Annotated in this window: 23 protein-coding genes; 15 read left to right on the top strand and 8 right to left on the bottom strand. The window is 70.2% G+C overall.

All coding sequences use genetic code 11. The annotated features are described in order from the left end of the window. Positions 1-7 precede the first annotated feature (7 nt). The 3 genes from Pla133_RS16605 (at position 8) to Pla133_RS16595 (ending at position 3,422) form a co-directional block, all read left to right on the top strand. The gene (locus Pla133_RS16605; RefSeq protein ID WP_145067231.1) at positions 8-889 is read left to right on the top strand and encodes a 5'-3' exonuclease; all 882 of its coding nucleotides are present in this window, start codon (positions 8-10) and stop codon (positions 887-889) included. 143 nt (positions 890-1,032) lie between these two features. Beyond that, complete coding sequence (gene sthA / locus Pla133_RS16600) at positions 1,033-2,457, top strand: Si-specific NAD(P)(+) transhydrogenase (RefSeq protein ID WP_145067229.1); 1,425 nt, start codon at positions 1,033-1,035, stop codon at positions 2,455-2,457. 440 nt (positions 2,458-2,897) lie between these two features. Then, the gene (locus Pla133_RS16595) at positions 2,898-3,422 is read left to right on the top strand and encodes an ATP-binding protein (RefSeq protein ID WP_145067227.1); all 525 of its coding nucleotides are present in this window, start codon (positions 2,898-2,900) and stop codon (positions 3,420-3,422) included. 94 nt (positions 3,423-3,516) lie between these two features. On the opposite strand, the gene Pla133_RS16590 is transcribed toward Pla133_RS16595, so the two are convergent. After that, positions 3,517-4,149: a hypothetical protein gene (locus Pla133_RS16590; protein ID WP_145067225.1), complete on the bottom strand. Its 633-nt coding sequence runs from the start codon at positions 4,147-4,149 to the stop codon at positions 3,517-3,519. Positions 4,150-4,304: 155 nt separating this feature from the next. On the opposite strand from Pla133_RS16590, the gene Pla133_RS16585 reads away from it, so the two are divergent. The 8 genes from Pla133_RS16585 (at position 4,305) to Pla133_RS16550 (ending at position 14,617) form a co-directional block, all read left to right on the top strand. Then, positions 4,305-7,391 (top strand): carboxypeptidase-like regulatory domain-containing protein, encoded by a 3,087-nt coding sequence (locus Pla133_RS16585; protein WP_145067223.1) that lies wholly within the window; start codon positions 4,305-4,307, stop codon positions 7,389-7,391. A gap of 330 nt (positions 7,392-7,721) precedes the next feature. After that, the gene (locus Pla133_RS16580; RefSeq protein WP_145067221.1) at positions 7,722-8,141 is read left to right on the top strand and encodes a rubrerythrin family protein; all 420 of its coding nucleotides are present in this window, start codon (positions 7,722-7,724) and stop codon (positions 8,139-8,141) included. Positions 8,142-8,372: 231 nt separating this feature from the next. Continuing rightward, positions 8,373-9,746 (top strand): heterodisulfide reductase-related iron-sulfur binding cluster, encoded by a 1,374-nt coding sequence (locus tag Pla133_RS16575; protein WP_145067219.1) that lies wholly within the window; start codon positions 8,373-8,375, stop codon positions 9,744-9,746. 14 nt (positions 9,747-9,760) lie between these two features. Further along, entirely contained in the window at positions 9,761-10,327 is a 567-nt protein-coding gene (locus Pla133_RS16570; RefSeq protein WP_145067217.1) for a DUF3501 family protein, read from the top strand. Positions 10,328-10,339: 12 nt separating this feature from the next. Continuing rightward, positions 10,340-11,425 carry a glycoside hydrolase family 113 gene (locus tag Pla133_RS16565; protein ID WP_145067215.1) on the top strand — a complete coding sequence of 362 codons (1,086 nt, stop codon included), beginning with the start codon at positions 10,340-10,342 and terminating at the stop codon, positions 11,423-11,425. A 91-nt stretch (positions 11,426-11,516) separates the two neighbouring features. Next, positions 11,517-13,178 carry a hypothetical protein gene (locus Pla133_RS16560; protein ID WP_145067213.1) on the top strand — a complete coding sequence of 554 codons (1,662 nt, stop codon included), beginning with the start codon at positions 11,517-11,519 and terminating at the stop codon, positions 13,176-13,178. Positions 13,179-13,374: 196 nt separating this feature from the next. Next, positions 13,375-14,025, top strand: a complete 651-nt coding sequence (locus Pla133_RS16555) for a DUF2959 family protein (protein WP_145067211.1) — start codon at positions 13,375-13,377, stop codon at positions 14,023-14,025. A gap of 238 nt (positions 14,026-14,263) precedes the next feature. Next, the gene (locus Pla133_RS16550; protein WP_145067209.1) at positions 14,264-14,617 is read left to right on the top strand and encodes a hypothetical protein; all 354 of its coding nucleotides are present in this window, start codon (positions 14,264-14,266) and stop codon (positions 14,615-14,617) included. A gap of 171 nt (positions 14,618-14,788) precedes the next feature. Here Pla133_RS16550 and Pla133_RS16545 read toward each other — a convergent pair whose 3' ends face one another. From Pla133_RS16545 to Pla133_RS16525, 6 genes are all read right to left on the bottom strand, one after another. Next, on the bottom strand, positions 14,789-16,006 hold the full coding sequence (locus Pla133_RS16545; protein ID WP_145067207.1) for a DNA topoisomerase IV subunit A: 1,218 nt from the start codon (positions 16,004-16,006) through the stop codon (positions 14,789-14,791). A 42-nt stretch (positions 16,007-16,048) separates the two neighbouring features. Next, on the bottom strand, positions 16,049-17,380 hold the full coding sequence (locus Pla133_RS16540; protein ID WP_419191624.1) for a sulfatase family protein: 1,332 nt from the start codon (positions 17,378-17,380) through the stop codon (positions 16,049-16,051). Continuing rightward, complete coding sequence (locus Pla133_RS26415; RefSeq protein ID WP_419191623.1) at positions 17,377-17,601, bottom strand: hypothetical protein; 225 nt, start codon at positions 17,599-17,601, stop codon at positions 17,377-17,379. Before Pla133_RS26415 ends, Pla133_RS16540 begins: the two co-directional genes overlap by 4 nt. 18 nt (positions 17,602-17,619) lie before the next feature. Then, positions 17,620-19,434 carry a DNA topoisomerase VI subunit B gene (locus Pla133_RS16535; RefSeq protein ID WP_145067203.1) on the bottom strand — a complete coding sequence of 605 codons (1,815 nt, stop codon included), beginning with the start codon at positions 19,432-19,434 and terminating at the stop codon, positions 17,620-17,622. Positions 19,435-19,532: 98 nt separating this feature from the next. Beyond that, positions 19,533-19,754, bottom strand: a complete 222-nt coding sequence (locus tag Pla133_RS16530) for a molecular chaperone DnaJ (RefSeq protein WP_145067201.1) — start codon at positions 19,752-19,754, stop codon at positions 19,533-19,535. A 66-nt stretch (positions 19,755-19,820) separates the two neighbouring features. Continuing rightward, a complete protein-coding gene (locus Pla133_RS16525) occupies positions 19,821-20,627 on the bottom strand; it encodes a menaquinone biosynthetic enzyme MqnA/MqnD family protein (RefSeq protein WP_419191622.1) in 807 nt (268 codons plus the stop codon). A gap of 308 nt (positions 20,628-20,935) precedes the next feature. Here Pla133_RS16525 and Pla133_RS16520 point away from each other — a divergent pair, with 308 nt between their 5' ends. After that, entirely contained in the window at positions 20,936-21,868 is a 933-nt protein-coding gene (locus tag Pla133_RS16520; protein WP_419191621.1) for a class I SAM-dependent rRNA methyltransferase, read from the top strand. Then, complete coding sequence (locus Pla133_RS16515) at positions 21,865-22,545, top strand: RluA family pseudouridine synthase (RefSeq protein WP_419191620.1); 681 nt, start codon at positions 21,865-21,867, stop codon at positions 22,543-22,545. The genes Pla133_RS16520 and Pla133_RS16515 overlap by 4 nt, the downstream gene beginning before the upstream one ends. A 56-nt stretch (positions 22,546-22,601) precedes the next feature. On the opposite strand, the gene Pla133_RS16510 is transcribed toward Pla133_RS16515, so the two are convergent. After that, positions 22,602-23,399, bottom strand: a complete 798-nt coding sequence (locus Pla133_RS16510; protein ID WP_145067195.1) for a hypothetical protein — start codon at positions 23,397-23,399, stop codon at positions 22,602-22,604. Positions 23,400-23,652: 253 nt separating this feature from the next. Here Pla133_RS16510 and Pla133_RS16505 point away from each other — a divergent pair, with 253 nt between their 5' ends. Then, the gene (locus Pla133_RS16505) at positions 23,653-24,564 is read left to right on the top strand and encodes a sulfotransferase (RefSeq protein ID WP_419191619.1); all 912 of its coding nucleotides are present in this window, start codon (positions 23,653-23,655) and stop codon (positions 24,562-24,564) included. A 44-nt stretch (positions 24,565-24,608) separates the two neighbouring features. Beyond that, a complete protein-coding gene (locus tag Pla133_RS16500; protein WP_145067191.1) occupies positions 24,609-26,093 on the top strand; it encodes an SGNH/GDSL hydrolase family protein in 1,485 nt (494 codons plus the stop codon). Position 26,094 lies beyond the last annotated feature (1 nt).

The raw sequence follows: 26,094 nt of genomic DNA, 5'->3' as shown, positions 1-26,094 counted from the left end.
TAGATCCATGCGAACCGTCCACCTGATCGACTCCCTGCCCTACGTCTTCCGGGCCTACTACTCGATCCCCGCGTCGATGACGGACCCCGAAGGGCGCCCGGTCAACGCGGTCTACGGCTTCTGCGGGATGCTGCTGCGCTACCTGGCCGAGGAGCAGCCGACGCACATTGCCCTGACCTTCGACGAGAGCCTCGACACGAGCTTTCGCAACGACGCCTATCCGGCCTACAAGTCCAGCCGCGAACCGGCGCCGCCGGAGCTCGTGCACCAGATCCAGGCCTGTGTCGACCTCGGTCGAGCTCTGGGCATGCCCACCTACGCCGACGACCGCTACGAGGCGGACGACCTGATCGGCACCCTCGCGGCCAAGTTCACCAAGGGTGGCCACCGCTGCGTGGTGGTGACCAACGACAAGGACCTGGGCCAGTTGGTGAACGACCAGGTCGAGTTCTACGACTTCGCCAAGGGCGACCGGCGCGATGCGGCGGGTGTGCGCGCCAAGCTGGGGGTCTGGCCCCACCAGGTCCCGGACTTCCTGGGCTTGGCCGGCGACGCGGTGGACGACATCCCGGGCGTGGCGGGCGTCGGGGCCAAGACGGCGGTGGCCCTGCTCGAGGCCTTCGACGATCTCGACGCGATCTACGCCGACCTGGGCGCGGTGGCGGCGATGTCGATCCGCGGCGCGAAGAGCGTGGCCGCCAAGCTCGAGGCCGGCCGCGAGCTGGCCTTCCTCTCCCGCGACCTGGCCACCATCGCCCGCGACGCCCCGGTCGCGGCTGGCCTGCGCGAGTTGGCCTACCGCGGTGCCGACGCAGCCCTGATCGACCCGCTCTTCGAGCGCCTCGGCTTCGGGCGGGTGCGGGACCGCATCGGTCGCTGGCAGCCCTGATCCCGCGGGCCGGGCTCCGCGCCCAGCCCAGGCGCGGGACCGGGGCTTCCCGGCGCTCGGGCCCCCGCTCGAATCTAGCCGATGGGTCCAAAGTCCTGCCCCCCGGCGCCCTCCTGGCCCGGCAGTGGCGGACCCGACCCCCCATGTACGACTACGACATCGTCTGTATCGGCAGCGGCCCCGCGGGCCAGCGCGCCGCCGTCCAGGCCTCCAAGCTCGGCAAGCGCGCCGCTGTGGTCGAACGGCGCCACAGCGCAGGGGGCGTCTGCATCGAGACGGGGACGATCCCCTCCAAGACCTTCCGAGAGGCGGTGCGCAGCTTCATGCGCCTGAGCGCCTCCGGCGCAGACCGCGCCGCGCGGGTGCGGCCGAGCATGGCGGAGCTGGCCGGGCGGGTGACCCACGTGGTCCAGCGCGAGTTGGAGATCGTCCAGGACCAACTGGAGCGCAACGACGTCGCGATGCTGCGCGGCCGGGCCTTCTTCAGGGATCGCCACACGCTCGAGATCCACTCCTTCGAGGGAGTTCGAACCGTCACCGCGGAGAACTTCCTGGTCTGTGTCGGCACGGTTCCGGCCGAGCCCGGGGACGTGCTCGTCGACGGCGAGACCGTCATGACTTCCGACGCGATCCTCGACATGGACGAGCTGCCGCGCAGCCTGGCCGTGATCGGTGGGGGGGTGATCGGAGTCGAGTACGCGAGCATGTTCGCCAACCTCGGGGTCAAGGTGACGCTGGTCGACCGGCGTCCGCGCCCGCTCGAGTTCCTGGACGGCGAGATCGTGGACGAGTTGATCCACCAGATGCGCTGCGAGCTCGTGACCCTGCGTTGCGGCGAGGCCGTGGCCAGCATCGACGTGGTCGAGAGCCCCCACAAGGCGGGGCTGATCACCCTCGAGTCGGGCAAGCACGTGGTCGCGCAGAAGGTGCTCTATTCGATCGGCCGCGTGGGCGCGACGGCCGACCTGGGCCTCGAGAACATCGGGCTCAGCGCGGACAGCCGCGGCCGCCTGACCGTCGACGGGCAGTTCCGCACCGAGGCCGAGAACATCTACGCCGCAGGGGACGTGATCGGCTTCCCGGCCCTCGCCGCGACCTCGAGCGAGCAGGGCCGCCTGGCCTCCTGCCACATGTTCGGGATCGAGTCGGAGCCCATGCGCGACAACTTCCCGGTGGGGATCTACTCGATCCCCGAGATCTCCATGGTGGGGGCCACCGAGGAAGAGCTCACGCGCGACAAGGTGCCCTACGAGTCGGGCGTGGCGCGCTTCCGCGAGATCGCCCGGGGGCAGATCCTCGGCGACGACTCGGGACTCCTGAAGCTGCTCTTCCACCGCGACACGCGCGAGCTGCTCGGCATCCACTGCATCGGGACCCACGCCACGGAGTTGATCCACGTGGGTCAGGCGGTATTGACCCTGGGCGGGGGCCTGGACTACTTCCTGTCGACGGTCTTCAACTACCCGACCCTGGCCGAGTGCTACAAGGTCGCGGCCTACAACGCCGCCAACAAGCTGCGCTTCGCCGCCCAGGCCGCCGAAGCTCATGGTCGGCGGAAGGTCGGCTGAGCGGGTCGAGCGGGTCGAGCGGGTCGAGCGGGCTGCGGCCCGGGGCGACGCCCGCGCCCATGGTCGGCGGTGGTTCGCCGAAGTCCGTCTGCCCACCGACTTGGCGCTGCGGCACCAGCGGGATCGGGGCAATCGGGGGCGGTTGTCTGGGTCTCGGCGCGTCCGACGAGAAATCTCGAATCGGTCCGTTCGTCGCCCCCAGGGAAGGCGTTCACGGCGGTCGAGTCCGGTAGGCCATTCCCTTTTGGGGGGAGTGCGCCGCCCGCTCCTCTCCCGCTTTGTTCACCGTGACCGACACACCGACCAGCCCGACCGGGCCGAACCCGACGCGTTCCGCCTCGGGTGAGCTTCGAACGGTTTCCCAGCAGGTTCTGGCCGAGCGAATCGTCTCGCGACGACGATTCGAGGACCTGGATCAGCCCGCTGCGGCGCTCCGCTCCTTGCGCGCTCTGGGCGAGCAAGTGCGAGGCGCGCGCGCCGTGGACGATCGCTGGACCAGCCGCAACCGCCGCAACCACCTGGTCCTGTTGTCTTGTCAGCAGAGCGCGGAGTGGGGAGGAGACCCACGCGTTGATCCGTGTGGCGCCGATCCGTGTGGCGCGGCTGCGGAGGCCCTGGCTTCCGATCTGGGTCGGGCCCTGCTTCGAGTGGATTCGGGCGCCGTGGCGGCCTGTTGGGACGAGAGCGTCCAGCAGGCGCTGGCCGAGCTGCTCTACACGGCGGAGGTCGAAGGTGCGGTGCTGCTCTTCATCGGTGCCGAACGCCTGTTCGGCTTGGCGAGCGACGTCGTCGACGGCAAGGGCCGGGCTGTCGATGTTCGCCACACCGATCCCCTGTCTCGCATCTTCGAGGACTTCGGCGGCCTGACCATCCTCGCCTCGACCCTGCCGGAGGAGTTCGGACCGGAGGTGGCCCGCTCGCTCGACCTGATCGTCGAGCTCGGCGGCGGGGCCGCGGCGAGCTGACGGCGACGGAACCGGCGGCGGGACTCGCGCGGAATCGTTGCGCGCTCAACTCTCCCGCGCTGAATCGTTCAGCGCGGTGTCCTTCCGAGCCGGGCTAGGCGTCCGCGCCGTCGCCGTCGCGCTGGAGCAGGCCGCGGTCGTGTAGGTGGGCGGCGAAGTCGTGGGCCGTGTCGGGGAAGGCCGCGGCATCCAGGCGTCGCAGGGGCTCGAACCAGGCCGGCGCGGGGAGCTGGCGGGCCTCCCGATCGGAGAGGCCCTCGCGGACTTCCTCGACGGCGCGGCACAGGTCGATGCAGAACCCTCGCCAGGGGGCGTAGACCCCGGCGATCGCCTCGCGGGCGTCGGCGTCACGGGCTCCCTCGGCCAAACCGGCCAGGAACAGTAGCCAACGCTCGATCGACTGCCCGTAGCGACCCTTCGGCACCGGCGCCTGGCCGCCACCCGGGATCAGCCGACGGATCAGCTTGCGCCGAAAGGCCTGGTCGCCGAACCAACGGGCCCGGGCCTCCCAGGCCTGGGCCCTCAAGTCGATCCACTCGCCCGTGGTGGCCCCCGCGAGGCGGAACAGCACGGCTCCGGCGGCATCCGGCCGGGGGGGCGGGGCCAGGGGGCGCTCGACCTGGACGGGCTGCCGATCCAGGACGCGTCCGAGCCGCAGGGTCGTGACGAGGTCTGTTGCCGCGAGTAGGGCGGTCACGATCAGGATCAACAAGAAGAGGTCCGGCACGCCGCCTATGCTAGCGGGACTGGGGCAGAGGGGATCGGGTGGACAACCTCCGATCTGCCCGGCTTCCCACTCCGGTCGCCTCATCTCGCGCCGCCCGGATAACGATCGGCTCCAGCCCTCGGGCATGGCGCCGCCCTACGCACGTAGTGAGTCCCATGCAGAAGTCCGCCCTCCTCGCCGTCGCTGTACTCGCCCTCGTGGGTGCTGTCGCCTGGGTTCTCGTCGGCGGGGGCGAGTCGACGGATGCCGCCGCAGGAGTCTCGTCGTCCGAGGTCGTCGCCCCGGCCCTGCCGGGAGCCCCCGCGACTCTGAGTGCTGCTGCGGGACCTGTGTCCGAGCCCGTCCGGGGAACCCTCGCGCCCCAGCCGGACAGTCGCCGGTCGGCGGCGAAGGCCCTGGACGAGGCCGCCGAGCAGACCAAGCCGACGGGGCCGCTCTACCGCGGGCGGGTGCTCGACCCGTCGGGCCAAGGCGTGCCCGAGGCGCTGGTAAGGCTCAAGTCCCAGGAGGCCGGCCGTGCCTCGGGGATGCTGGGCGTGCTCGGCAACATCATCACACCGAGCAAGTCGGCGGTGACCGATTCCATGGGCCGCTACGAGATCGAGTCGCCCGGTGGTTCGACGGTGGATGTCGAGGTCGAGGCGGACGGCTACGCGCCGTTCGAGCGCAGCGACATCGAGTTGCCCGTGACCACGTCGGTGCCCTTCGAGGACCTCGTGCTGGAGCCGGGGACCATCCTCTGGGGTACCGTCACCGACGACATCGGCTCGCCGATCGCGGGTGCCGAGTTGCAGTTGGTCGACCCCGAGCAGGGCTTCAACTTCAACTTCGGTCCCGGCGGCAGCGTGGCGGACACCGTTACCGACGAGAACGGCGGCTTCGAACTGGCGCAACTCGAGGTCGGTGCCTGGGGCATCCGGATCGAGGCCGAGGGCTATCCGATTCGGGTCTACCGCGGATCGACCGAGGCGCCCGGACGCGTCCGGTCGCCCCTGCGCTTCGAGATCCCGCGCGGCGGCACGATTCGCGGCGTGGCCGTGGGGCTGCCCGAGGTGAAGGTCGAGGACCTGCGGGTGGTCGCCAGGCCCTCGGAGGGCGCGACCTTCATGGCGATGGCCTCCGGCAGCGCGCCTCAGGTCGAGCTGGGCGAGGGCGGGAGCTTCGAGATCGGTGGCCTCGACCCGGACCGCGAGTACGAGGTCGAGCTGGTCGAGAAGGGGCGCGGTGCCTTCGCCATGATGGGCGGAGGCGCGAACCGCTCCGAGTCGGTCTCGGTCCTGCCTGGGGCGGAAGGCGTCGAGCTCGTCTACCGTCAGCCCGCCAGCGTGTCCTTCGCCGTCGTGGACGCGGCCAGCGGCAAGCCCATCGAGCGCTTCACCGCGCGGCTCGGCATGGCTTTCAACCAGCGGCGCCTGGAAGGTGCGGACGGAGAGGAGAAGACCTTCCACGCGGGCGGTCGCGACGAGTTCTCGGACCTGTTCCCGTCGGACTTCCAGTTCTTCGGCAACCGTGGCGATTCGGGCGTGCGCCTTTCGATCGAGGCCGAGGGCTACGCCGCGGGCCGTGAGGACGTCGAGGGGATCGAAGAGGGCGCCAGCATCGACGTGGGGACGATTTCGCTGCGGGCCGCGCCCCTGATCCGGGTCCACGTGACCGACTTGAATGACGGCGAACCCCTGCGCAACGCGCGCGTGCGCCTGACCCCGCAACCTACGGAGGACGCGGACAGCCCCAATGGTTGGATGGAGCGCATGGACCTGGCCAACCAGGTCAAGAAGACCAAGTCCGACGACGACGGCTGGGCGGAGATCCAGAGCATTCCGGACGTCCCCTGCACGCTAGAGGTCGACCGGGCGGGCTACGCGCCCCACCAGATCGCCGACCTCGTCGTGGGCTCGAGTCCCGTGGAGCTGGAAGTCGCCCTGGGCGAGGGCGGCGATGTCGAGGTCTTCGTGGTCGACCGACGCGGCGAACGCCTGGCCGGGGTCATCGTCGAGCGCCGCGACGCGGACGACGAGGACGACTCCAGCGGCACACGGAATACCAGCAAGCGCAATGGCGCGCGCTTCCGCAACCTGACGCCGGGGACCCACTCCTTCCGCGTCTCGAACGGCGACAACTCGGGTCGCAACAACTGGCGCCGAGCGCGCGGCGGCGATGACGACGAGGGTTGGACGATGGTCTCGGTCAGCCACGGCAGCAGCCAGGAGTTGACCCTCGAGGCGCGCGCGACCAGCACGATGGTGGGCCGAGTGCGTCAGGCCGGCCGCACCCTGGCCAGCGCCAAGGTCCGCGCCCAGCGTCTCGACGAGGGTGACGACGTCGAGGAGCAACTCGCGAGGATGACTGGCTCGCGGGGTTGGTGGGGGGGCGATTCGGCCGACACCAACGGCAGCGGCGAGTACCGCCTGGAGGGGCTGGAAGTCGGGACCTACACGGTCTCGGTCTCCCACGATTCGCGTGCCCTGGCCTGGACCACGACAGTCGAGGTCACCGACGGCGAGGTCACGGCGAACTTCGATCTGCCCCTGTGTGCCGTCGAGGGTCGCGTGGTCGACAGTGAAGGGCGCGGCATCGCCGGGGTGCGGGTGCGCGCGCTGCCCGAGTCGCGCCGCTTCCAGTCGCTGGACCGCGACAACGGCGGGTTCTCGCGCAGCGGCATCGATGTCGTGGACGTGGGGGTGGTTGGCGCCAGCGGGCCGCGTGCATCGGACGATCGCGGCCTGACCGACGCCCAGGGACACTTCCGTCTCGAAGGCCTGACGGCGGGAGCGCGACTTGTCGCCCGCGCGGACGGAGATACGGTCACTTCCGCGGTCAGCGCGGTGTTCGAGCTCGCCGAGGACGAGGTCAAGACCGGCATCGAGCTAGTGGTCGAGCAGGCGGGGACGATCGTCGTCCAGCCGCAGTCCGGAGGCGAAGACTCGACCGGCTTCTCCTTCGTGCGGGTCGTCGCCAGGCCGAAGGACGGCCCCCAGGCTCAGCTGGCCCAGCCACTCGCCCTCGCCGGCGGCGACGGTCCGACGGACGTGGCAGCGACCGAAGATTCATCCGCCCAAGTACCGGTTGCGCCGGTGTCCGGGTTCTCGATCGGCGGCGGAGACGTCCGATTGTCCGGCTTGCGACCGGGCACCTGGCTCGTGAAGGCCAGCGAGGGGGGCATCGAGGACGGCGCCGAGGCGGAGATTGAAGTCGAGGTCCGCTCGGGCGAGGTCATCACGGTGGAGATCGCCCTGCCGTAGGCGCTGCGGACCCGAGCGGTCTCGCGCTCGTCAGGGCCACGCGTCTGCCGCGCTCGCGTTGCACCCGTAGGCCGGGTGCGCGCCGCAGGCCCCGAGGGCGGCGCAGCGCCCGGCGAACCGCGTTGTGATCGCCCAGGGTTATCACAGGTCCCCGCTTGCGGGGCCCGGACGACCATGCGGCGGTTTACCGGCGACGCGGGGGGGTCTAGGATCTCGGCCCGCTCACTGGTGTCCACGACCGTTCCCTCGGAGCGGGCCGCCGGCGCCGATCATCCCGACCCTCCACGCGGACCCGTCCGCGCGGGCCACAGCAGACCAGAGGAAACTCCCATGGCCGACCTCAAGGGCACCAAGACCCACCAGAACCTCAAGGACGCGTTCGCCGGCGAGAGCCAGGCCAACCGCCGTTACCTCTACTTCGCCAAGCAGGCGGACGTCGAGGGCTACCCCGAGGTCGCGGGCAACTTCCGCGAGACCGCCGAGGGCGAGACCGGCCACGCCCACGGCCACCTCGACTTCCTCAAGCGCGTCGGCGACCCGGCCACGGACCTGCCCATCGGCAGCACCACCGACAACCTGGCCGCTGCGGTCGCGGGCGAGACCCACGAGTACACCGACATGTACCCGGGCATGGCCAAGTCGGCCCGCGACGAGGGCTTCGGCGAGATCGCCGATTGGTTCGAGACCCTGGCCAAGGCCGAGAAGTCCCACGCCGGCCGCTTCCAGCAGCTGCTCGACGACCTCGGCTGAGCCTGACGGTCGCGGATCCGACATCGGTGACACGGCGTCGCCGGTTCGGAGTCGGCTCCGCGCGCGGGCCGGCGTCGCGGCCAGGATCAAGGGGCCCCGCCCGCCAACCGGCGGCGGGGCCCCGCTTGTTTCCGGCAGCCTTCCCTGGCGTTTCACGCCCGCGCCACCCATGAATGAGGCGGCCTTCCCGGCCCGACCGCCGCCTCGACCGCAGCCCCGACTCCACGCCCCATGACCGCGAAGAACGGCATCATCAGCTACCAGCCCACGGACGGTCTCAGCTACGACCCCGCCGACGAGGTCTACTGGGACGAGAGCGCCCTGCAGAAGGAGGTCACGCGGGCCTTCGAGATCTGCCACGGGTGTCGCATGTGCTTCAAGTACTGCGACAGCTTCCCGCGCCTGTTCGACCTGATCGACGAGAAGCACGACGGGGACACCACCAAGCTGGACGTGGCCGAGACCGACGCGGTCATCGACGACTGCTTCCAGTGCAAGCTGTGCGAGGTGCAGTGCCCCTACACCCCGCGTGACAGCCACGAGTTCCAACTCGACTTCCCCAAGCTGGTGCACCGCTGGAAGGCCGTCCATCGCGAGCGCCGGGGGACCGGCCTGCGCGAGAAGGTCCTCGGCGATCCCGACACGGCCGGCAAGCTGGCGCGGGCCAGCTTCGGCATGGCCAATGTGGCCAATCGCAACGGCCTGCACCGCTGGTTCCTGGAGAAGGTGCTGGGCATCCACCGCGACAAGCTCTTGCCCGACTTCGCGGGTTCGACCTTCGAGAAGTGGGCCACCCAAGAGGGCCTGATGGCCACCGGGCCGGCCACCGAGGCGGTGCTGTTCCAGACTTGCTACGTGCAGAACAACGAGCCGCAGATCGGCCGCGACACGGTCGAGGTGATGCAGCGCAACCAGGTCGACCTGGTGTGCGAGAAGGGGCTGGAGTGCTGCGGCATGCCGGCCTGGGAGTCGGGGGACCTCGAGACCTTGCGCAAGCGTGCGGCCCACAACATCGAGCGCCTGTCACCCCACGTGGAGGCCGGCGCCAAGGTGCTGGCGATCAACCCCACCTGCTCGATGATGATGCGCCGCGAGTACCCCGAGCTGGTCGAGCCCGAGCTGCGTGACAAGGCCAAGGCTCTGGCCGCGGCGGTGATGGACCCCAGCGAGTACCTGTGGTCGATCCGCAAGGAAGAGCGCTTCGACGAGGACTTCAAGTCCACCCCCGGCAACGCCGAGGGCGAGCCCAAGGCCAAGGTCGCCTACCACGCGCCCTGCCACCTGCGCGCCCAGGCCGTGGGCTTCCGCGGGCGTGACCTGCTCCGCAAGCTACCCGGGGTGCAGCCGGAACTGGTGATGGAGTGCTGCGGCCACGACGGCACCTATGCCATGACCGTCGAGGGCTTCGAGCCCAGCGCGCGCATCGGCAAGAAGGCCTTCGACGGCATGGCCGAGGCCGGCGCGGAGATCTGGGTCACCGACTGTCCCCTGGCGGCGATCCAGTTCCAACAGCACGCAGGCGTCAAGGCCATGCATCCGATGAGCGTCCTCGCCCGGGCCTACCGTGGCGACGCGTTCCGCAAGTCACCGACCGCAGACCAGTGAGAGCGAGCAACAACGTGAGCAGAGTCACCACCGATCAGATCATGGACCTCGAGCGCTACGAGGCCGCCCGGCCGGCCCTGGCCGAGCGGGTGCGCTTCGAGAAGCAGCGCCGTCGCATCCACGTGGGCGAGCACCTGACCTTCCTGTTCGAGAACGCCGAGACGATCCGCTACCAGGTGCAGGAGATGCTGCGGATCGAGAAGCGCACCGACGCCGCGTCGATCCAGCACGAGATCGACACCTACAACGAGCTGCTCGGCTCCGCCGGCGAGATCGGTTGCACCCTGCTGATCGAGATCGAGGAGCCGGCCGAGCGCGACCGCAAGCTGCGCGAATGGACCGAGCTGCCGGCCCACGTCTGGGTCGAGGTCGATGACGGGCGCCGGGTTGCCGGGACCTTCGACCCGCGCCAGATCAGCGACGGGCGCCTCTCCTCGGTGCACTACGTCAAGTTCGTGGTCGGCGACGGCGCGCCGGTCGCGGTGGGTTGCAGCCTGCCCGGGATCGACGCGCGCACCGAGCTGAGCGTCGACCAGCGCCAGGCGCTGATGGCCGACCTGTCCGCCGCGGCGAAGGGCTGAGCGGGAGCCACCATGCGGCGCCGCATCGCCTCGCTCCTCGGCCTGGTCGCGACGCTTTCGTCGTCCGTCCCATCCGACGAGGCGCCCGCGCCGCCCGCGGGCCTCGAGCACGTGCGCGGCATGACCGTGTCCTGCCACGGCTCGGGTCAGAGCTGGGCCAGCGACGAGTTCGCGGCCGAGCTCGACGAGCTGCTCGGGATCGGCTGCAACTGGATCGCGATCCATCCCTACGCCTCGATCGGGGCCGACGGCGAGGTGCGCTGGCGCGAGATCGACCCCGAGCATCCGCCCGAGTGGCTGGCGCGTCCGCTGCGCGAGGCCCGCGACCGCGGCATCGGGCTCTTGATCAAGCCGCACCTGGCCTACTGGGGCAGCCCCTTCGCCTGGCGCGGGGAGATCGACTTCGAGCCGGGGCCCACGCGCGAACGTTTCTGGACCACCTACTCGGAGTGGATCCGCACCCTGGCGCGGACCTGCTCCGACGCCGACGGTTTCGTGGTGGGCACGGAGTTGGGCCTGATGGAGGTCGACGAGGAGCGTTGGCGGGAGCTGATCGACGAGGTGCGAGCGCTGACCGACGCCCCGCTGACCTACGCCGCCAACTGGGACCGCTTCGAGTCCCTGGGCTTCTGGGACGCCCTCGACGCGGTGGGCGTGCAGGCCTATTTCCCCCTGGCCGGCACAAACCTGCCGGAGCCGGCTGCGGCTGAGTTGACCGCGGCTTGGGAGCCGTGGATCGCGAAGCTGCGGGCGGTGCACGAGCGCACCGGCAAGCCCGTCGTGCTGACCGAGCTCGGCTACCCGCGCTCCCTGGTCGCCGCGGTCGAGCCCTGGGCCTCGGGCGCGACCCGCGGACCGGGCGAAGCGCGGGCCTGCGCCCTACAGGAGCGCTGCCTGGGCGTCGCGCTCGCGCGACTCGGACCTGAGCGCGACTGGTTGCGTGGGGCGTTTCTCTGGAAGTGCTTCCCCGGACAGGGGGGCTGGGCGCACGACGGGGATTTCGCGATCGAGCGGCCCGAGCTGCGGGCCGTGGTTCAGGCCGAGTGGGGCCGGCGGACGCCGCCGTTCCCCCGCGCTGAGCGCCGCACACCCCAATGATCGGCGAGCCTCGGTTAGCCTTGCTCCCCCGGCGCGTCCGGGCCGCGAGGCCCGCACCGGCCAGATCATCGGTCCCTGTTCGACGACCCCCATGCGCACTGCCATCTCCGTCCTGCCCGCCACCTGCCTCCTCGCCGCCGGCGCTGCAGCGCAGCAGCCCGTCACCCTGATCGTCGAGGGCCTCGACCTTCCCAGCCTCCCGGGAGCCGTGGTCACCGGCATCGACAGCCCAGCCGCCAATGGTCCCGGAGGCTACGCGGTGAGCGTCGGTGTCAGCGGGACCACCACCGGTGACGTGATCTGGGGCAGCTACGACGGCACCGCGCCCGCCTCCGTCCTGGCCACCCAAGGGACCTACCTGGGGTTCGACCAGGGCAGCTTCGAGTTCAGCGTCGGAGTGAGCGCCCAGGGCTTCGTGTCCTACAGCTCGGTCCTCAACCCGGGCAGCCTCGACAGTGTCTGGACCAACGACAACCTGATCGTGGCCAAGGAGGGAGACGCGATCCCGACCCTGCCCGGCAAGGTCTGGCGCTTCGCGAGCCGTCCGGGCTTCACCGATTCCGCAGAGCCGTACTTCGTCGGCGGCATCGATGATGCGGGCGGCGCGGACAACGGCAACGGCGTGTTCAAGGGCTTCGTGCCCGTCGCGGTGATCAAGTCCGGGGACGTGGTACCGGGCCTGCCCCTGCCCCTGGCCTCGGGTAGCTCGGTCGATTTCGACGTCCGCTTCTCGCCCGACGGCACGCGCTACCTGCTGCCGGTGGACTTGGAGGGCGCCAGCGCGGCCGATGACTTCGCCCTGGTCCTCAGCGGCGCTGGCCTGACCATCGGCGGGACGCTGGTGCGCGAGCTGACGTTGATGCCCGCCGCGTTGCAGGTCGACCCGGCCGAGGCCTGGGACAACTTCGACTTCATGGGCCTGACCGACGACGGCAGCTACATGTTCACCGGAGACACCGATGGTCCCATCGCGACCGATGAGATCGTCGTGATCGACGGGCAGATCGCATTGCGCGAAGGCGACGTGATCGCTGGTCAGACCCTGACCGGCGCGATCGAGGGAGCCGCATACAGCCCGATCAAGGACCTGAGCCTGACCTGGGATGTGGTGGGCAGCGGCGGTGACCTCGAAGCGGTGCTCTTCAACGGCCGCGTGGTGGCCCTCGAAGGGGATCCGGCCGACCTCGACTTCGACGGTATCCCCGAGGTCGGAAGCTCGATCGTCGGCTTCGGCGGGATCGCCGCACACGCCCAGTCCGGCGATCGCACGATCTACCTCACGGCGGACGTGGACACCCTTGGGACCAGTTCGACCACCGACGACACCGAGATCCTGCTGTCGATTCCCGTGCGGGACCTCGAGGCCGATGGCCAAGCGATCTCCGTGAGCACCGGTGGCAGCGTCAACTTCACCCTGTTCACCCGTCGCGACGTGGACGTGGACTTCTACTACCTGCTGGGTTCGGTCAGCGGGACGGCGCCGGGCATCCCGATCGACGGCCTCGTGCTCCCGCTGAACTTCGACGCCTACTTCAGCTACACCCTCGCCAACGCCAACTCGCCCCTGCTGCCCGGTAGCTTCGGCGCCCCGGACGCCCTGGGAGTGGGGGACGCCGCCCTGGTGATCCCCGCGGGGACCGACCCGAGCCTGGCGGGCATCACCGTCAGCCACGCCTACGTGACCCTCGGCGTCTCGTCGGTGATCGCCGTGACCTCGATCAGCAACGCGGTCGACGTGACCCTGCTGCCCTGAACCACGGTCGGGGTAGGCGTTCGTACGGTGCCAGGCACGAAACCGCCGCCTACGGGAGCTGCAACATCGCCGCCCTTGGCGGCGATGTTGCAGCTCCCGTAGGCGGCGGTTTCGTGCCTGGCACCGTACGAACGCCTACCCCGACCGTTTGTTAGCCTGGCGCCGGTCCTCGCCGCGGCCCCTCCCGACCCGTCCCATGCGAACCTCGCTCTCCATCCTGCTCTTGCTCCCGCTGCTCCAGCCCCTGGCCGGCTGCCAATCGGCCTACTTCGCCACCATGGAGCAGCTCGGCTTCGCCAAGCGCGAGATCCTGGTGGACCGGGTCGAGGACGGTCAGCAGACCCAGCGCGAGGCCCAGGAGCAGGTACGCACCACCTACCAGCGCTTCGTCGCCCTGACCGGCTACGACGGTGGCGACCTCCAGGCGGCCTACCAGAGCCTGGACCGGGAGTACCGGCGCTGCGAAGCCAAGTCGGACGAGGTCAAGGCCTCCATCCGGGGCATCGAGAGCGTGGCCATGGCCATGTTCTCCGAGTGGCGCGACGAGATCGCCACGATCACCGACGACGACCTGCGGGCCAAGAGCAAGGTGCTGCGCGAGCAGACCCAGGACCGCTACGACGTGCTGCTGGCCAAGATGCACACTTCCGCGTCGAAGATGGACCCGGTCCTGGCGACCTTCCGCGACCACGTGCTGTTCCTCAAGCACAACCTCAACGCCCAGGCGATCCAGTCCCTCGAGGGCACCGCGATCACGATCGAGGGTCAGGTGGAAGCCCTGATCGCCGAGATGCAGGCCTCGATCGACGAGGCCGACGCGTTCATCTCGAGCATGGGCGTGAGCTGAGCGCAGTGGGCTCGCAGCTGGGCCGCTCGGGGCGATGCTGTCTGGCGTCGGAGCGACCCGAGTGGCAGCGATCACTCTCGCGGAGGTGATTTCCACGGACTGGAGATTCGAGCTTGCTCGTGTTGCTGGCGGGTAGTTCGAGCGCCGCGCTCCTTGGATTGCAGGGCGGACTCTTGTCCGGGTAAGAGGACTTGCCTATCCCTTCTTCAGTCTTCGACACCGACCGCGAGTCTCTCCCATGACTGCTACCAACCTCCCTCCGCCCCCTTCGCATCAGGAGGATCTGCCTGAGGTTCTGGAGCAGGCCCGCGCCGCGCTCTCGGACGAGCAGTTCGAGCGCGTCGTCCACGAGGGCGAGGACGCCGGCGCGCGCGTCGGAGGCCGGGAGTCGTTCCGCTGGGTGATCTTCCTGGTCATCGGAGCAGGGATCGTGGCCGCGATTGCGACGGAGTGGATGATCTTGATCCCCGTCGCGGCGCTGATGATCTGGTACTGCATGCCCTTCATGCTGGCCGCGGAGTCGACCAGCGCGGACGACGCCAACTCCGAGCTCGTCCAGCGCTCGACCGAGGCCGCTGCCGACAGGCCCTGAAGTCGAGCGCCCTGGACCTGATCCCCGCGGGTTTGGCGTTCGTACGGTGCCAGGCACAAAACCGCCGCCTACTCGAGGGGGGGGGCACCGCCGCCAACGGCGGCGGTGCCCCCCCCCTCGAGTAGGCGGCGGTCTTGTGCCTGGCACCGTACGAACGCCAAGCCCACGGCCTCAGGGCAGGAAGCTCTTCTTGTCGCGCAGCTTCTTGGGCAGGTACTCCTCGATCACGAAGTTGAGCCCCCACTTGGCCAGGGCCTGCTGCTCGGCGCGCACGCCCATCTTGAGCAGGGCCGTGATGGCCTTGATCCACTCCTTGTGGCTCTTGAAGAAGGGGTCGTTCTTCAGGGCGTCCTTGGCCCGCTTGATGTCGACCGTCTGCAGCGGGTGCGTGGCGTCCTCGAGTTTGAAGTCGATGATGTCCTGGGGCGTGACACCCAGGAACTGCGCCTGGGGTACACAGAAGAAGCGGTTGATGTGCGCGGCGTTGCCCGAGCCGACCTTGAGCGTGCGGTAGATGTTCGCGATGCCGTAGGGGTCGCAGTCGACGAAGCAGTAGACCGGCAGCTTCTTGTTGTCCGACAGGCGCCGGATGAAGCGCCGCGTGGCGCGGGTCGGCACGCCGCCCATCTCGATCAGGATGCAGCTCGCGCTCTTCCAGAACTTGTGGTTGTTCAGGCGCTGGAACATACCGCCGGTCTCGATGGCGATGATGAACTTGGCGTCGGTCTCGAACTCCAGGTGCTCGACCGAGTGGGGGATCGAGTAGGAGCCGGTGCCGAAGGCGGTGCAGTCGATGCGGATCTCGGCGCCGGTCTCGGGGTCCCTGTCGATCACGACCAGGTTGCCGGCCAAGGAGCCGCCGTGCTCCTCCGGGAAGTAGCGCAGCTGCTCGCGCGAGAGGCCGTCGAGGCTCGCCAGGGCCTCGATGTCGTCCATCACCCCGTCGGACTCGGACTGCTCGTTGAACTTGGCGTCGCCCCAGTTCTTGGAGACGTAGTAGGCCTCCCGCTTGGTGGCGAAGTCGTCGTTCTCGACCATCTCCTTGGAGACGGCCATAAGGCGCAGGGTTTGGGCGAAGTTGCGCACGGTGTTGACCGTGAGCGCACGGGACTTGCGCCCCTTGCCCAGCTCGAAGTGGCCGACGCTCTTGTCGTACTCGACGTTCGACAGGGAGCGGATCGGGAACTTGAGCTCGGGCAGCACGCGCTTGTTGATCGAGACCTCGACGCGCCGCGCCGTCGACTCGATCAACTGCAGGGTCTTCTTGTCCAGCGCATCCAGGTCGGTGGTGCGACCCAGGGCTGTGGCCGTGATGTCGTGACCCTTGTCCGCCCGCTTGGCTGAGGTGGTCTTCTTGGTCGCCTTCTTGGCGGCTTTCTTCTTGGCCATCGGATCGTTGGGGAAGCGGTCGGCGGGGCGGGAGAGTTCGGTCTAACGCACGTAGCCCAGGCGTTCGAGCACGCTCAGGCTCTCGTCGTCGGGGTCGAGGGGGACGGCGAACTGGCGTTCGACGCGCGCGCCGCGCCGCTCGAAGGAGCGCAGCTCCACGAGCAGCCCGCGCGCGACCTCCGGCGAGGTCTTCTCGATGTCGCGCAGCTCGAAGGGGTCGCGTTCCAGGTCGTACAGCTCGAGCGCGTCCTTCGAGAGGTCGCTGATCAGCTTCATGCGCCCGTCGCGCACCGCGCTCAGGGTCCGCGGCGGGTCGAGGTTCTCGCGGGTTCGCTCGGCATGCACCAGGCGCTCGCCGAGGGTCGCCGTGTCGCCCTCGAGGATCCCGCGCAGGGAGCGGCCGTCCAGATCCGCCGCCGGTGGCAGACCGCACAGGTCGGCCAGGGTCGGCAGCAGATCGATCAGGCTGACCGGCTCCGCGCTGCGGCCGCCCCCCGTGATCCCCGGGCCGGCGAAGACGAGCGGCACCGCCAGCAGCTCTTCGTAGAGCTTGAAGTCGTGGCCGATGCTGCCGTGGTCGCCGAACTCTTCACCATGGTCGGCAGTCAGCACGACCAGTTCGTCGTCGCCCAGGTCCAGCTCGCCGAAGAGTCGCGCGAGTTGCTCGTCCGCGAAGGCGATCTCGCTGTCGTAGGCGGCGAGCTCGGCGGCGTACGGCCGCTGGGCCGTGGCAGCCTCGGCGTCGAACCAGGGCGCGCGCTCGTGGTAGGGCGAGTGCGGGTCCATCAAATGCAGGTAGAGCAGGAAGGGCGCGTCGGACGACGCCAATTCCTCCCCGTAGTCGCGGGCCACGTCGCACAAGGCGTCGGCACCCGCGTAGTCGAGGGTCTCGAAGTGGTCGAAGCCCTCGGCGAAGCCCAAGCGCTCGCAGACGTTGGGGTTGTCGGCCACGCCGAAGGTTCGATAGCCGGCGGCCTTGAAGCGCTCCGGCAGGGTCTCGAGCTGCTCCGGAATGCGTCCCAGGCGCAGCTCGACGCGGCCGCGCTCGACGGTGCGCTCGTAGACCACCAGGCCGGTTTTGACCCCGTGTTGGTCCGGATAGAGCCCGGTGAACAGCGACGCCGTGGAGGGGGCCGTCCAGGAAGAGGCGGCCCAGGCCTCGTCAAAGACCAGGCCGCGCTCGGCGATCGAGGTCAGGAAGGGCGCGTGGGTCGACTCGCAGCCGTAGAAGGGCAGTCGATCCGAGCGCAGGGTGTCGATCACGACCACCACGACGTTCGGGCGCCGCAGTTCAGGTTCGGCGCATCCGGCGCTGAGGCAGGCGATGGCCAGCAATGCCGCGCGCGCGGGACCACTGGCGATGGGGGAGGTCACCGCGGGCCCTTCCACACGGCGGCGTCGACGATGGACCACAGATGGAGAATCAACGCCGGAATCAGCGGCACCAGCAGGAACGACGTCGCGTAGCAGGCACCCGTGATCAGGAAGAACAGCGCCGCCGCCATCAGCCGTCCCTGGACCAGTTGCCCGAGGCCGGGGATGAAGAACGAGCACACCGCCGCGACGACGTTGCCGGTCGAACCTTGCTCTGCCATGGCGTGGTGCTCCTGCCCCTAGAACTTGCGGCTCTTGTGGAGCACGTCCTCGAGGGTCTCGACCGTGCCGTCGCGCTCCACGTTGGTCAAATCGAGGATCTCCTGCAGGGCGATGCCGATGTGCGGGATGTACTTCTCGATGTAGTTGCGCTTGTCGAACTCGCGCTTGAGGCGCTTGCCCTTGCGGATGTAGGTGCCGAGCTTGCGCCCGCAGTCCTGCAGGGCCAGGCGGATCTCCTTCAGGATCTCGGGGTAGGAGGCGATGGCCTCCTTGGACTCCGAGGTGAAGGGCACCCACACGCTGGCGATGTGGATCAGCACGGCCATGGGGCCGATGGGCAGGGCGCCGCGGGGCTGGGTCAGGCCGTAGGACTTCCAGTTGGTCAGGATCACGCCCTTGGTCACCGCGCAGGCCGACTGCTGGTGCAGCAGCGGCACGCGGTTGGCGAAGCGCAGCACGCGGATCGGCTCGTCGGCGCCCGCCACCAGGTCCTCGACCACGTCGCGGGAGGTGGCCTTCTTGCGGATGCGCCCCTCGTCGGTGACCTCCAGGCCCACGCCCCCGGGCTTGCCGTAGGCGATGCCGACCTCGATCTGAAACGGATTGCCGCGGTAGACCGCGGGCGGGCGAGTCGAAGCCGCGTAGAAGTCCGCCTCGATCTCCTTCTTGAGGCCAGCCAGGACCAGGTCCTCGCCGATCGGCGCGATGCAGTCCGTGGACGGGTTGGAGATTTTGGTCTCGTTGATCGCCTTGTGGAGCGCCGTGGCCTCCTCGCGCGCGATGCGGCTGGGGTAGCTCTTGACCGTCAAGGTCTGCCCGGTCTTGGCGGCCGCCGCCTTGGTGACGATGTCCTTGGCGACCTTGGCCCCGACGCGGCTGAACTCGTCCTGCAGGAAGGCTGAGAGCGAGCGCGACTGGGTGCTCTTCAGCATCGCGATCAGCCGTCCGAGCTCGACCCCGTGGGGGTGCGGCTTGATCTCGACGGTCTCGGGCGGCATCTCCTTGGTGTTGCGCTCGTAGGTGACCTGCTCGCCGCCGGGGTCCGTGAAGTGCAGGGTCAGGTGCGGGTTCGCGATGGCCGTCTGCTTGAGGTACATGTCGACCGAGCGCAGACCCTTCTGGTACTTGGCCTCCATCTCGATCTCGACCCGCGTGCCGTGGCCGTGCTCCCACTCGACGGTGGCCTCGTGGTGGATCTCGGGCTTGTTCTTGGCCGTGTCGATCGACAGCAGGAACTCGGTCGCCTTGGCGCGCTTGCCCGGGCGGCTGACCACGCGCACGGACTTGCCGGTGGTGAGCTGGCCGTACATGCCGGCGGCGGCGATGCCGATGCCCTGCTGGCCGCGGGTCTGGCTCAGCTTGTGGAACTTGGAACCGTAGAGCAGCTTCCCGAAGATCTTGCCCACCTGCTCGCGGACGATCCCGGGCCCGTTGTCCTCGACGCAGACTCGGAAGCGGTTCTCCTCCTCGGCGGCCGAGATCTCGACCGAGATCTCGGGCAGGATGCCGGCCTCTTCGCAGGCGTCCATGGAGTTGTCCACGGCCTCCTTGACGGTGGTCAGGAGGGCCTTGAGCGGCGAGTCGAAGCCCAACAGGTGCCGGTTCTTGGTGAAGAACTCGGAGACCGAGATCTCCCGCTGGGTCGCGGCCATGTCCTCGGCGCTGCGCCGCTTGCGCGGGGCGGGCGCCGCTGCAGCCTTGGGCGCAGCGGCCTTCGGCTCGGCAGCCTTCGTGCCGCGCTTGGTGGTCTTCTTCTGCGTGCTCACTGAGCTGGCCTCAATCGGCGCTTCGAGGGCATCGAACAGGCCGGGCGTTGCGCTGTCGTCGGTCAAGGGAGGGGGGCCCAGTCAGGCTGCTCGGGAGGTGGCGGAGTAGAGACGCTCGGAACGCCCCGTCGAAGACCCGGTTCTAGGAATCGGGATGGCTGCGATCAAGCGCCGTCGACGGCTGCTTTGACCAGATGCACCGTCGCCGCGACGAGACCACAGCCAATGCCGATCAGCAGCAACATGGGCTTGGACGTCAGGCAGCCGCTGCTCAAGTACCGCTTCTGCAAGGAGCCCGCGCATTCGGGGCAGACCCGCGGCGTTGGCCGCGGAAGTCGGGCCTTGCAATGGGGGCAGGTCTCGAGGTCGAGGATGCGGGGAGACATTGGGCGGCGGAGTTCGGGCGGCGGAGTTCGGGCGGCGGAGTTCGGGCGGCGGAGCCCGGGTGTGGGTCAGGCGATCGCGGTCGGTGTCAGGTCGGGCTCGCACTGACCGATGGCCGCGGCCAGGTCGCGGAAGCGCACGAGCGCCTGGGCCATGCGATCGTCCGCGTCGAAGCGGCACTCTTCCAGAAGATAGTGGCGGCAGTCGTCACGCGAGAGCCCGAGACCCTCGGCGGCGCGGTCGGCGAAGCTCCCCGCCTCCCGTCGCCCGAGGTCGCGACTGGCGCGAAAGTGCGCCAACCAAGGGGCGAGGTCGATGCCCGGCCGCACGATCCACGCCGCGAAGGGGAAGGGCAGCCCGGTCAGGCGCTTCCATTCGAGGCTGGGGTCGAGGGACTCGAGGTCGGGCTCGCTCAGACGCTCGCGCAGGGCGGCGTCGCCGATCCGCAGCCAGGCGTCGGCGGTCGCCTCACGCGGGTCGGCTCCCGGTTCGACCTCGACGAACTCGGGCCGCACCCCGTGGGCCTGGGCCAGAACGATCCGGGCCAGGACGGCCGAGGTCCGGCTGGCCGGGTCCAGGGCCACCCGCTCGAGCTCGGCGGGCGGACGGCGCAGGAAGAGCTGCACGCTGGAGACCGGTCCGTCCCCGAGCACCCCGAGACCCCCGATCCAGCGGTAGCCGGGCCGGCGGAAGAGTTCGATCGAGCTGACCAGGGCCACGTCGAGGGCCCCCGAGCGCAGATCCGCGACCAGCTCGGCCGGGATCGCCCGCCGCAGCACCAGGCCCGGCACGCGCTCGAGCCCCGCGTCCAGGGGTCGCCCGACCAGGTAGGGCACGCTGCCCACGCGCAGCCGGGGCTCCGGATCGTCGTCCATGGGCGCAGGATAGCGGGCGGCGGCGCGCGCCCGCAGGACCAGGCGCAGCCCTGCGGCCAACGTGCCGTCGCGACCGGACCTCGCTGGGCGAAGCGCCCAGCGCAGGACGTGGATCCCGCCTGTGGGGGGCGCGCTCCGCAAGGTGCCGTGAGCGAGCGAGTTGGGGGCTCTGTTCGCGGATCCCGACGTCCGACGCTGGCTAGGATGGCGCGCCCAGCCGCGTGCCGGCCCCATGTCGACAGCTTCGAACTCCACGCTCGGTCCGCCGGATCGCCCATCTTCGCGCCCCGGCGCCCAGGAGCAGTGACGTGCGCCCTTCGGTCTTCAGTCCCGTTCCCTTCCAGAACCACGCCTTGATCGACTCGGGGCGCGGCGAGAAGCTCGAGCGCTTCGGCGAGGTGCTGCTGCGGCGTCCCGACCCCCAGGCCCTGTGGCGTCCGCGGCTGCCCGCGGTGGAGTGGGACGCGGCGGACCTGGTCTTCGTGCGCGAGAGCGACCGCGGGGGCCGCTTCGAGCGGGGCTCGCGCGCGCGCGGCGCCAAGCCCAAGGCGCCCTGGACCATCGAGTGGCGCCTGCCCGAGGGCACCGCCGTGGCCGGCGACGGCGGCGCGCGCTTCCAGATCGAGCCCACGCCCTTCAAGCACGTGGGCCTGTTCCCCGAGCAGGCCACGAACTGGTCGTGGATCGCCCAGCGCCGGGCGGACCTGGGCGAGCGGCCGGCGCTCTTGAATCTCTTCGGCTACACCGGCGCCGCCAGCGTCGTGGCCAGCCTGGCCGGCTACGACGTGACCCACGTGGACGCCTCGCGCGCCTCCCTCGACGTCTGCGTCGCCAATGCGGAGGCCAGCGGCCTGGGCTCCAAGCCCTTTCGGGTGGTGCTCGAGGACGCCCTGGCCTTCGCGGAGCGCGAGGTGCGGCGCGGCAAGCGCTACGCCGCGGTGTTGCTCGACCCTCCGCACTACGGCCGCGGCCCCAAGGGCCAGCGCTGGCAGCTCGAGGAGGGCCTCGCGCCCCTGCTCGACGCGGCGCGGGCGCTGGTGGACCGGCGCGGCCTGTTGATCCTGTCGACCTACGCGGTGGGCTACTCGCCCCTGGCCTTCGAGAACCTGTTGGCCGAGTTCGAGGGCGGCGCGAGCGCGGTGGGGGAGCTGGCCCTGGCCGAGGAGTCGAGCGGGCGCCTGTTGCCCTGCGGCTTCTGCGCGCGCTGGGCCCGCGGTGTGCCCCTCGAGGACGGGGCGTGAGCGAGCTGCGCGTGCTGCACGCCTGCAACCACCTGTTGGTGGTCGACAAGCCGGCCTGCGTGCCGACGGTGCCCGACTCCAGCGGCGACGAGAGCCTGTTCGACTCCGCCAAGGCCTGGATCGCGCGCGAGTACCACAAGCCCGGCGCGGTGTTCCTGGGGGTCGTGCAGCGCCTGGATCGGCCGGTCAGCGGCGTGATCTGCTTCGCGCGCACCTCCAAGGCGGCCGACCGCCTGACGTCCCAGCTCAAGTCGAAGCGCATGGGCAAGACCTATTGGGCCCTGTGCGGTCCGTGGGTCGCGGAAGACGAGGGCGAGCTGCGCCAGTGGCTCGTCAAGAACCCGTCCAACAACCGCGTGACGAGCTTCGAGGCGCCCCGCGACGACGCCAAGGAGGCGATCACCCGCTGGCGCGTGCGCGAGCGGCGCGGCGAGACGACCTGGCTCGAGCTGGAGCCGATCACCGGGCGTCCGCACCAGTTGCGGGTGGCCGCCGCGAGCCTCGGCGCGCCGCTCCTGGGCGACCTCAAGTACGGCGCCACCGAAGCCCTGCCCGACAAGTCGGTCGCGCTGCACGCCCGCGCCTTGGTGCTCGAGCACCCGACCCTGCGCGAGTCGATGCGCTTCGAGGCCGAGCCGCCGAAGATCGGCCCCTGGCGACAATTCGCCCAGAGATAGCGAGCGCGGCGACCGGATGGATCCGGCCGCCGCGCTCGTTGCGTGCCTGCGACGTGTCAGTCGGCGGCTGCGAACTTCCACTGCAAGGCCACCAGACCGACATCGCCGGCGATCGGCGGCAGGCCAGCGGGTGACAACAGGAAGCGGCCCAGGGGCGCGTCGAAGGTGATGCCGCGCTCGGAGCGCAGCGGGCTCGCGTCGGTCCGGGATCCGTCGAGGTAGCGGTCGAAGGCACGGCGGCGGTCCGCGTCCGCGCTGTCGAGCTGCAACTCCTCGGGAGCCGCGTCGAGCGCGCGCACCTTGGCGCCCGCGCCGCCTTGGGCCTCGTCCTCACCAGCCACGGCCGAGTAGGGTGCGTAGCCGAAGGAGTCGAACACCTCGATCCCCAGGGCGTAGTTCGAGGCGCCCGAGGCGCTGCTGACCACCAAGTGGAACTCGAAGCCGGCGTCGACCGTGAAGCTCGCGAACTCGTCGCTGTTCGGTGACACCTTGCAGAGGATGTATTGGCCCAGGTAGGGGTCGTACACGCACAGGTCGAGGTCACAGAAGGGGTTCTCCCCGTCGAGGGCGACGTGCACTTCGATGCTCTCACCCGCAACGAAGGCGAAGCCGTCAGCGTCGAAGAAGTCGCTGTGGCCGAGGACCGTGAGGCAGTCGCCGCCGTAGAGCGCCCCCAGTCCCTGGGGCGTCTGGAAGGTGTTGTTGGGCTCCTGCTCGTAGACCGTCTCGACCTGGGGCGGGGCGATGTAGTGGGCGTGGCCGGCCGAGCCGTAGCAACCGGCCAGCAGGGTGGCGCTGGAGACGAGGGCGAGGGCGGCGGGTCCGCGGCGGCGTTGTTCGGCAGGGTTGGACATGGCAGGTCTTCCGGGCTGGGTCGCGCCGGGGGGCACGACACATCGGGGACGAGGCAAGCACCGTGCCAGGGGCGCAAAGACTCCCGCCAGGCCACCTGGCCGGGGTCGACGCCAAGGCTGTGAGGACACCTGTCCTCCCGCGCGATCCATCCCTGTCCACTGGGCCGGACACCTCCCCGGGGGCCTGGAGCGGCCCTGGGAAGCGGCGCCGAGGCCCCTCAACCGGCTCCGGTGTGGCGCCGATAGGCCCTGGGTGGCACCCCCCCTGCGAATCGGCCGGGCCCTGGCGGGGCCGACGCCCGAGACCGACGGCGCCGCGGCGGCCCTGCCGGCCTGGCGCGGCGAGTCGACTCGTGCCATGCCGCGACCCCTGGCCCGCCCCCTCGTCGACGGGGACCTGGCGCCGGTCCCAGCGAGTTGGCGCGTGGGCCCGCCGGACTTCGTCGGCCTGGGTTGCGGCAAGGCGGGCACGACCTGGTGGTGGTGCCTGCTCGAGCAGCACCCCCAGGTAGTGCCCAATCGCGCCGGCGAGAAGGAGCTGCACCACTTCTCCCACTTCGATCTGCGTGGGCCCGACGCCGCGGCGATCGAGGTCTACCGCCGGGCCTTCGCGGCCCCGCCCGGTGCGATCAGCGGCGAGTTCACCTGCACCTACTTGAACCAGCCCCTGGCCGTGGACTGGTTGCACGCCGCCGCGCCGACAGCGCGCTGCATCGCCATGCTGCGCAATCCGATCGACCGCGCGGTCTCGGCCTACAACATGCTCGAGACCGGGCGGGCCAAGCTCTTCGGGCTCGAGGGCGAGGCCGAGCACGCCCTCTTGGCCTTCTCGCTGTTTCCCGAGGCGATGCAGTCGTCTCTGGTGGCGGGTCCCCTGGAGCGGGCGATCGAGCTGTTCGGGCGCGACCAGGTGCAGGTGCTGCAGTACGAGCGCTGCCAGCGCGACGGCGCCGCTCAGTTCCGCCGCACCTGCGAGTTCCTCGGGATCGACCCGAGCTTCGTGCCGAGTGACCTGACCCGCCCGGTCAACGACCGCGCCTACACGATCGCGAAGCCCGACGCCGAGCGGCGCCGTCGCCTGGCCGCCTACTTCCGCCACGACGTGGAGCGCCTGGCGGGGCTGTGCCCGGAACTCGAACTCGGCCTCTGGCCGGACTTCACCTGATCCGCGTCCTGGGTCGCGTCGCTCCGGCCTCCTAGACTCAAGGTATGGCTGTTTCGCACGAGCGGATCTGGCGTCGCTGGGCGCTCTCGGTGACCGGCGTCGCTGCGGGTCTCGTGGTCGCCCTGTGGTGGCTCGCGCTGCGCGAGGACGACGTCCGCGGGCGGGCCGTGGCCGACATGGTCGCCACGTCGGGCGGCATCTGGGACGCGGCGCGCGATCCGGACGTGACGCGCCTGTTGCAACCCGGCCTCGAGGGCCGCGAACACATGGGCGTTTCGATCACGTCCAACCGCTTCGGCCTGCGCGAGCGTGAGTACGCCCTGCCCAAGCCCAATGGCGTCTTCCGCGTCGTGCTGCTCGGCGATTCGTTCGTCTTCGGCTACGGCGCCGAGGCCCAGGTGCGCCTGGGCAACGTGCTCGAGCGCGAGCTGACCGCCAGGCAGATCGGCGCGAAGGTGCCGGTGGAGTGCCTGCACCTGGCCCTGGGCAGCTGGAACCTGCAGTCCGAGTGCGCCTTCCTGCGGCGGCAGTTGGACCTGCTCGCGCCCGACGTGGTCGTGCACGTCAGCGTCTCCAACGACCTCGACGACACCGCCGGGGCGCGGGGCTTCGGCGCCATGGCAGACGTCAGTCCCCAGCGACCGGACCAGCGCGGGCTGGTGCTGCGTTCCGATTGGCCGCGCACGCGCATGGGGTCGGCACAGACCGGGTACCTGCCGATCGGTCTCGACTGGGAGTCGACCCGTCGCTTCGACGAAGCCGCGCGGGACATCGCGGATCTGTCGGGGCGCGTCGAGGCGGGCGGCGGCACCTACCTGCACGTGCTGCACTGGGGCAGGTTGACGCCGATCGGCGCGCGCTTCGTGGTCACCGAGCTGGCGCCCTCGGACTGGGTGGTGATCCCCGGGAGCTTCTACGACGACCGCGCGAACTGGGTCACCGCCGACGACGCCCATTGGGGCGAGGAGGGCCACCGTCGCGTGGCGACCGCCGTCTACGGCGAGTTGGCTCGCGCCGGCGCCTTCGAGCGCCTCGAGTTGGAGCCCTGGCCCGAGGCCAGCGCTGAGGCCGAGGCCCTCTTCACCGCCGGCGCGGCGGAAGCGGCGCAGGTGCCGGCGGTGGGGGACCTGTTGGCCGGACAGCCGATCGATCCGTTGCTCGATCGCGAGGCCCTGGCCGGGCCCCGGGCCTGGCAGGTGCACGGGGGTGTCGAGTCCGACGGAACCCTGGGGCCCTACGCGTCGATGATCCTGGCGCGCAGTGGCGGTCGCGCGGTGGCCGCCGAGGTCGAAGGCCTCGGGCGCGCGAGCCTCGCGCGCGTCGGGCTGACCCTGTGGGTCGATGACGTGGCGGTGGCCAGCGGCGAGCTCGCGGCCGACGGCGAGCTGCGGCTCGCGGCGTCCCTGCCCGAAGCCGCCCTCGGCAAGGCCTTCCTGACCGTGCGTCTGACCGCGGACGACTACGTCTACGCCGGCGAGGACCTGCGCCGCTTGGCGAGCGCGCGTCTGGTGCGCGTGGCGATCGAGTAGG

Source organism: Engelhardtia mirabilis (genome assembly GCF_007748095.1).
In the GTDB taxonomy this organism is placed as follows: Bacteria; Planctomycetota; UBA1135; order UBA1135.
The sequence above is the reverse complement of the archived record's forward strand: the minus strand, read 5'-3'. Positions and strand labels throughout refer to the sequence as shown.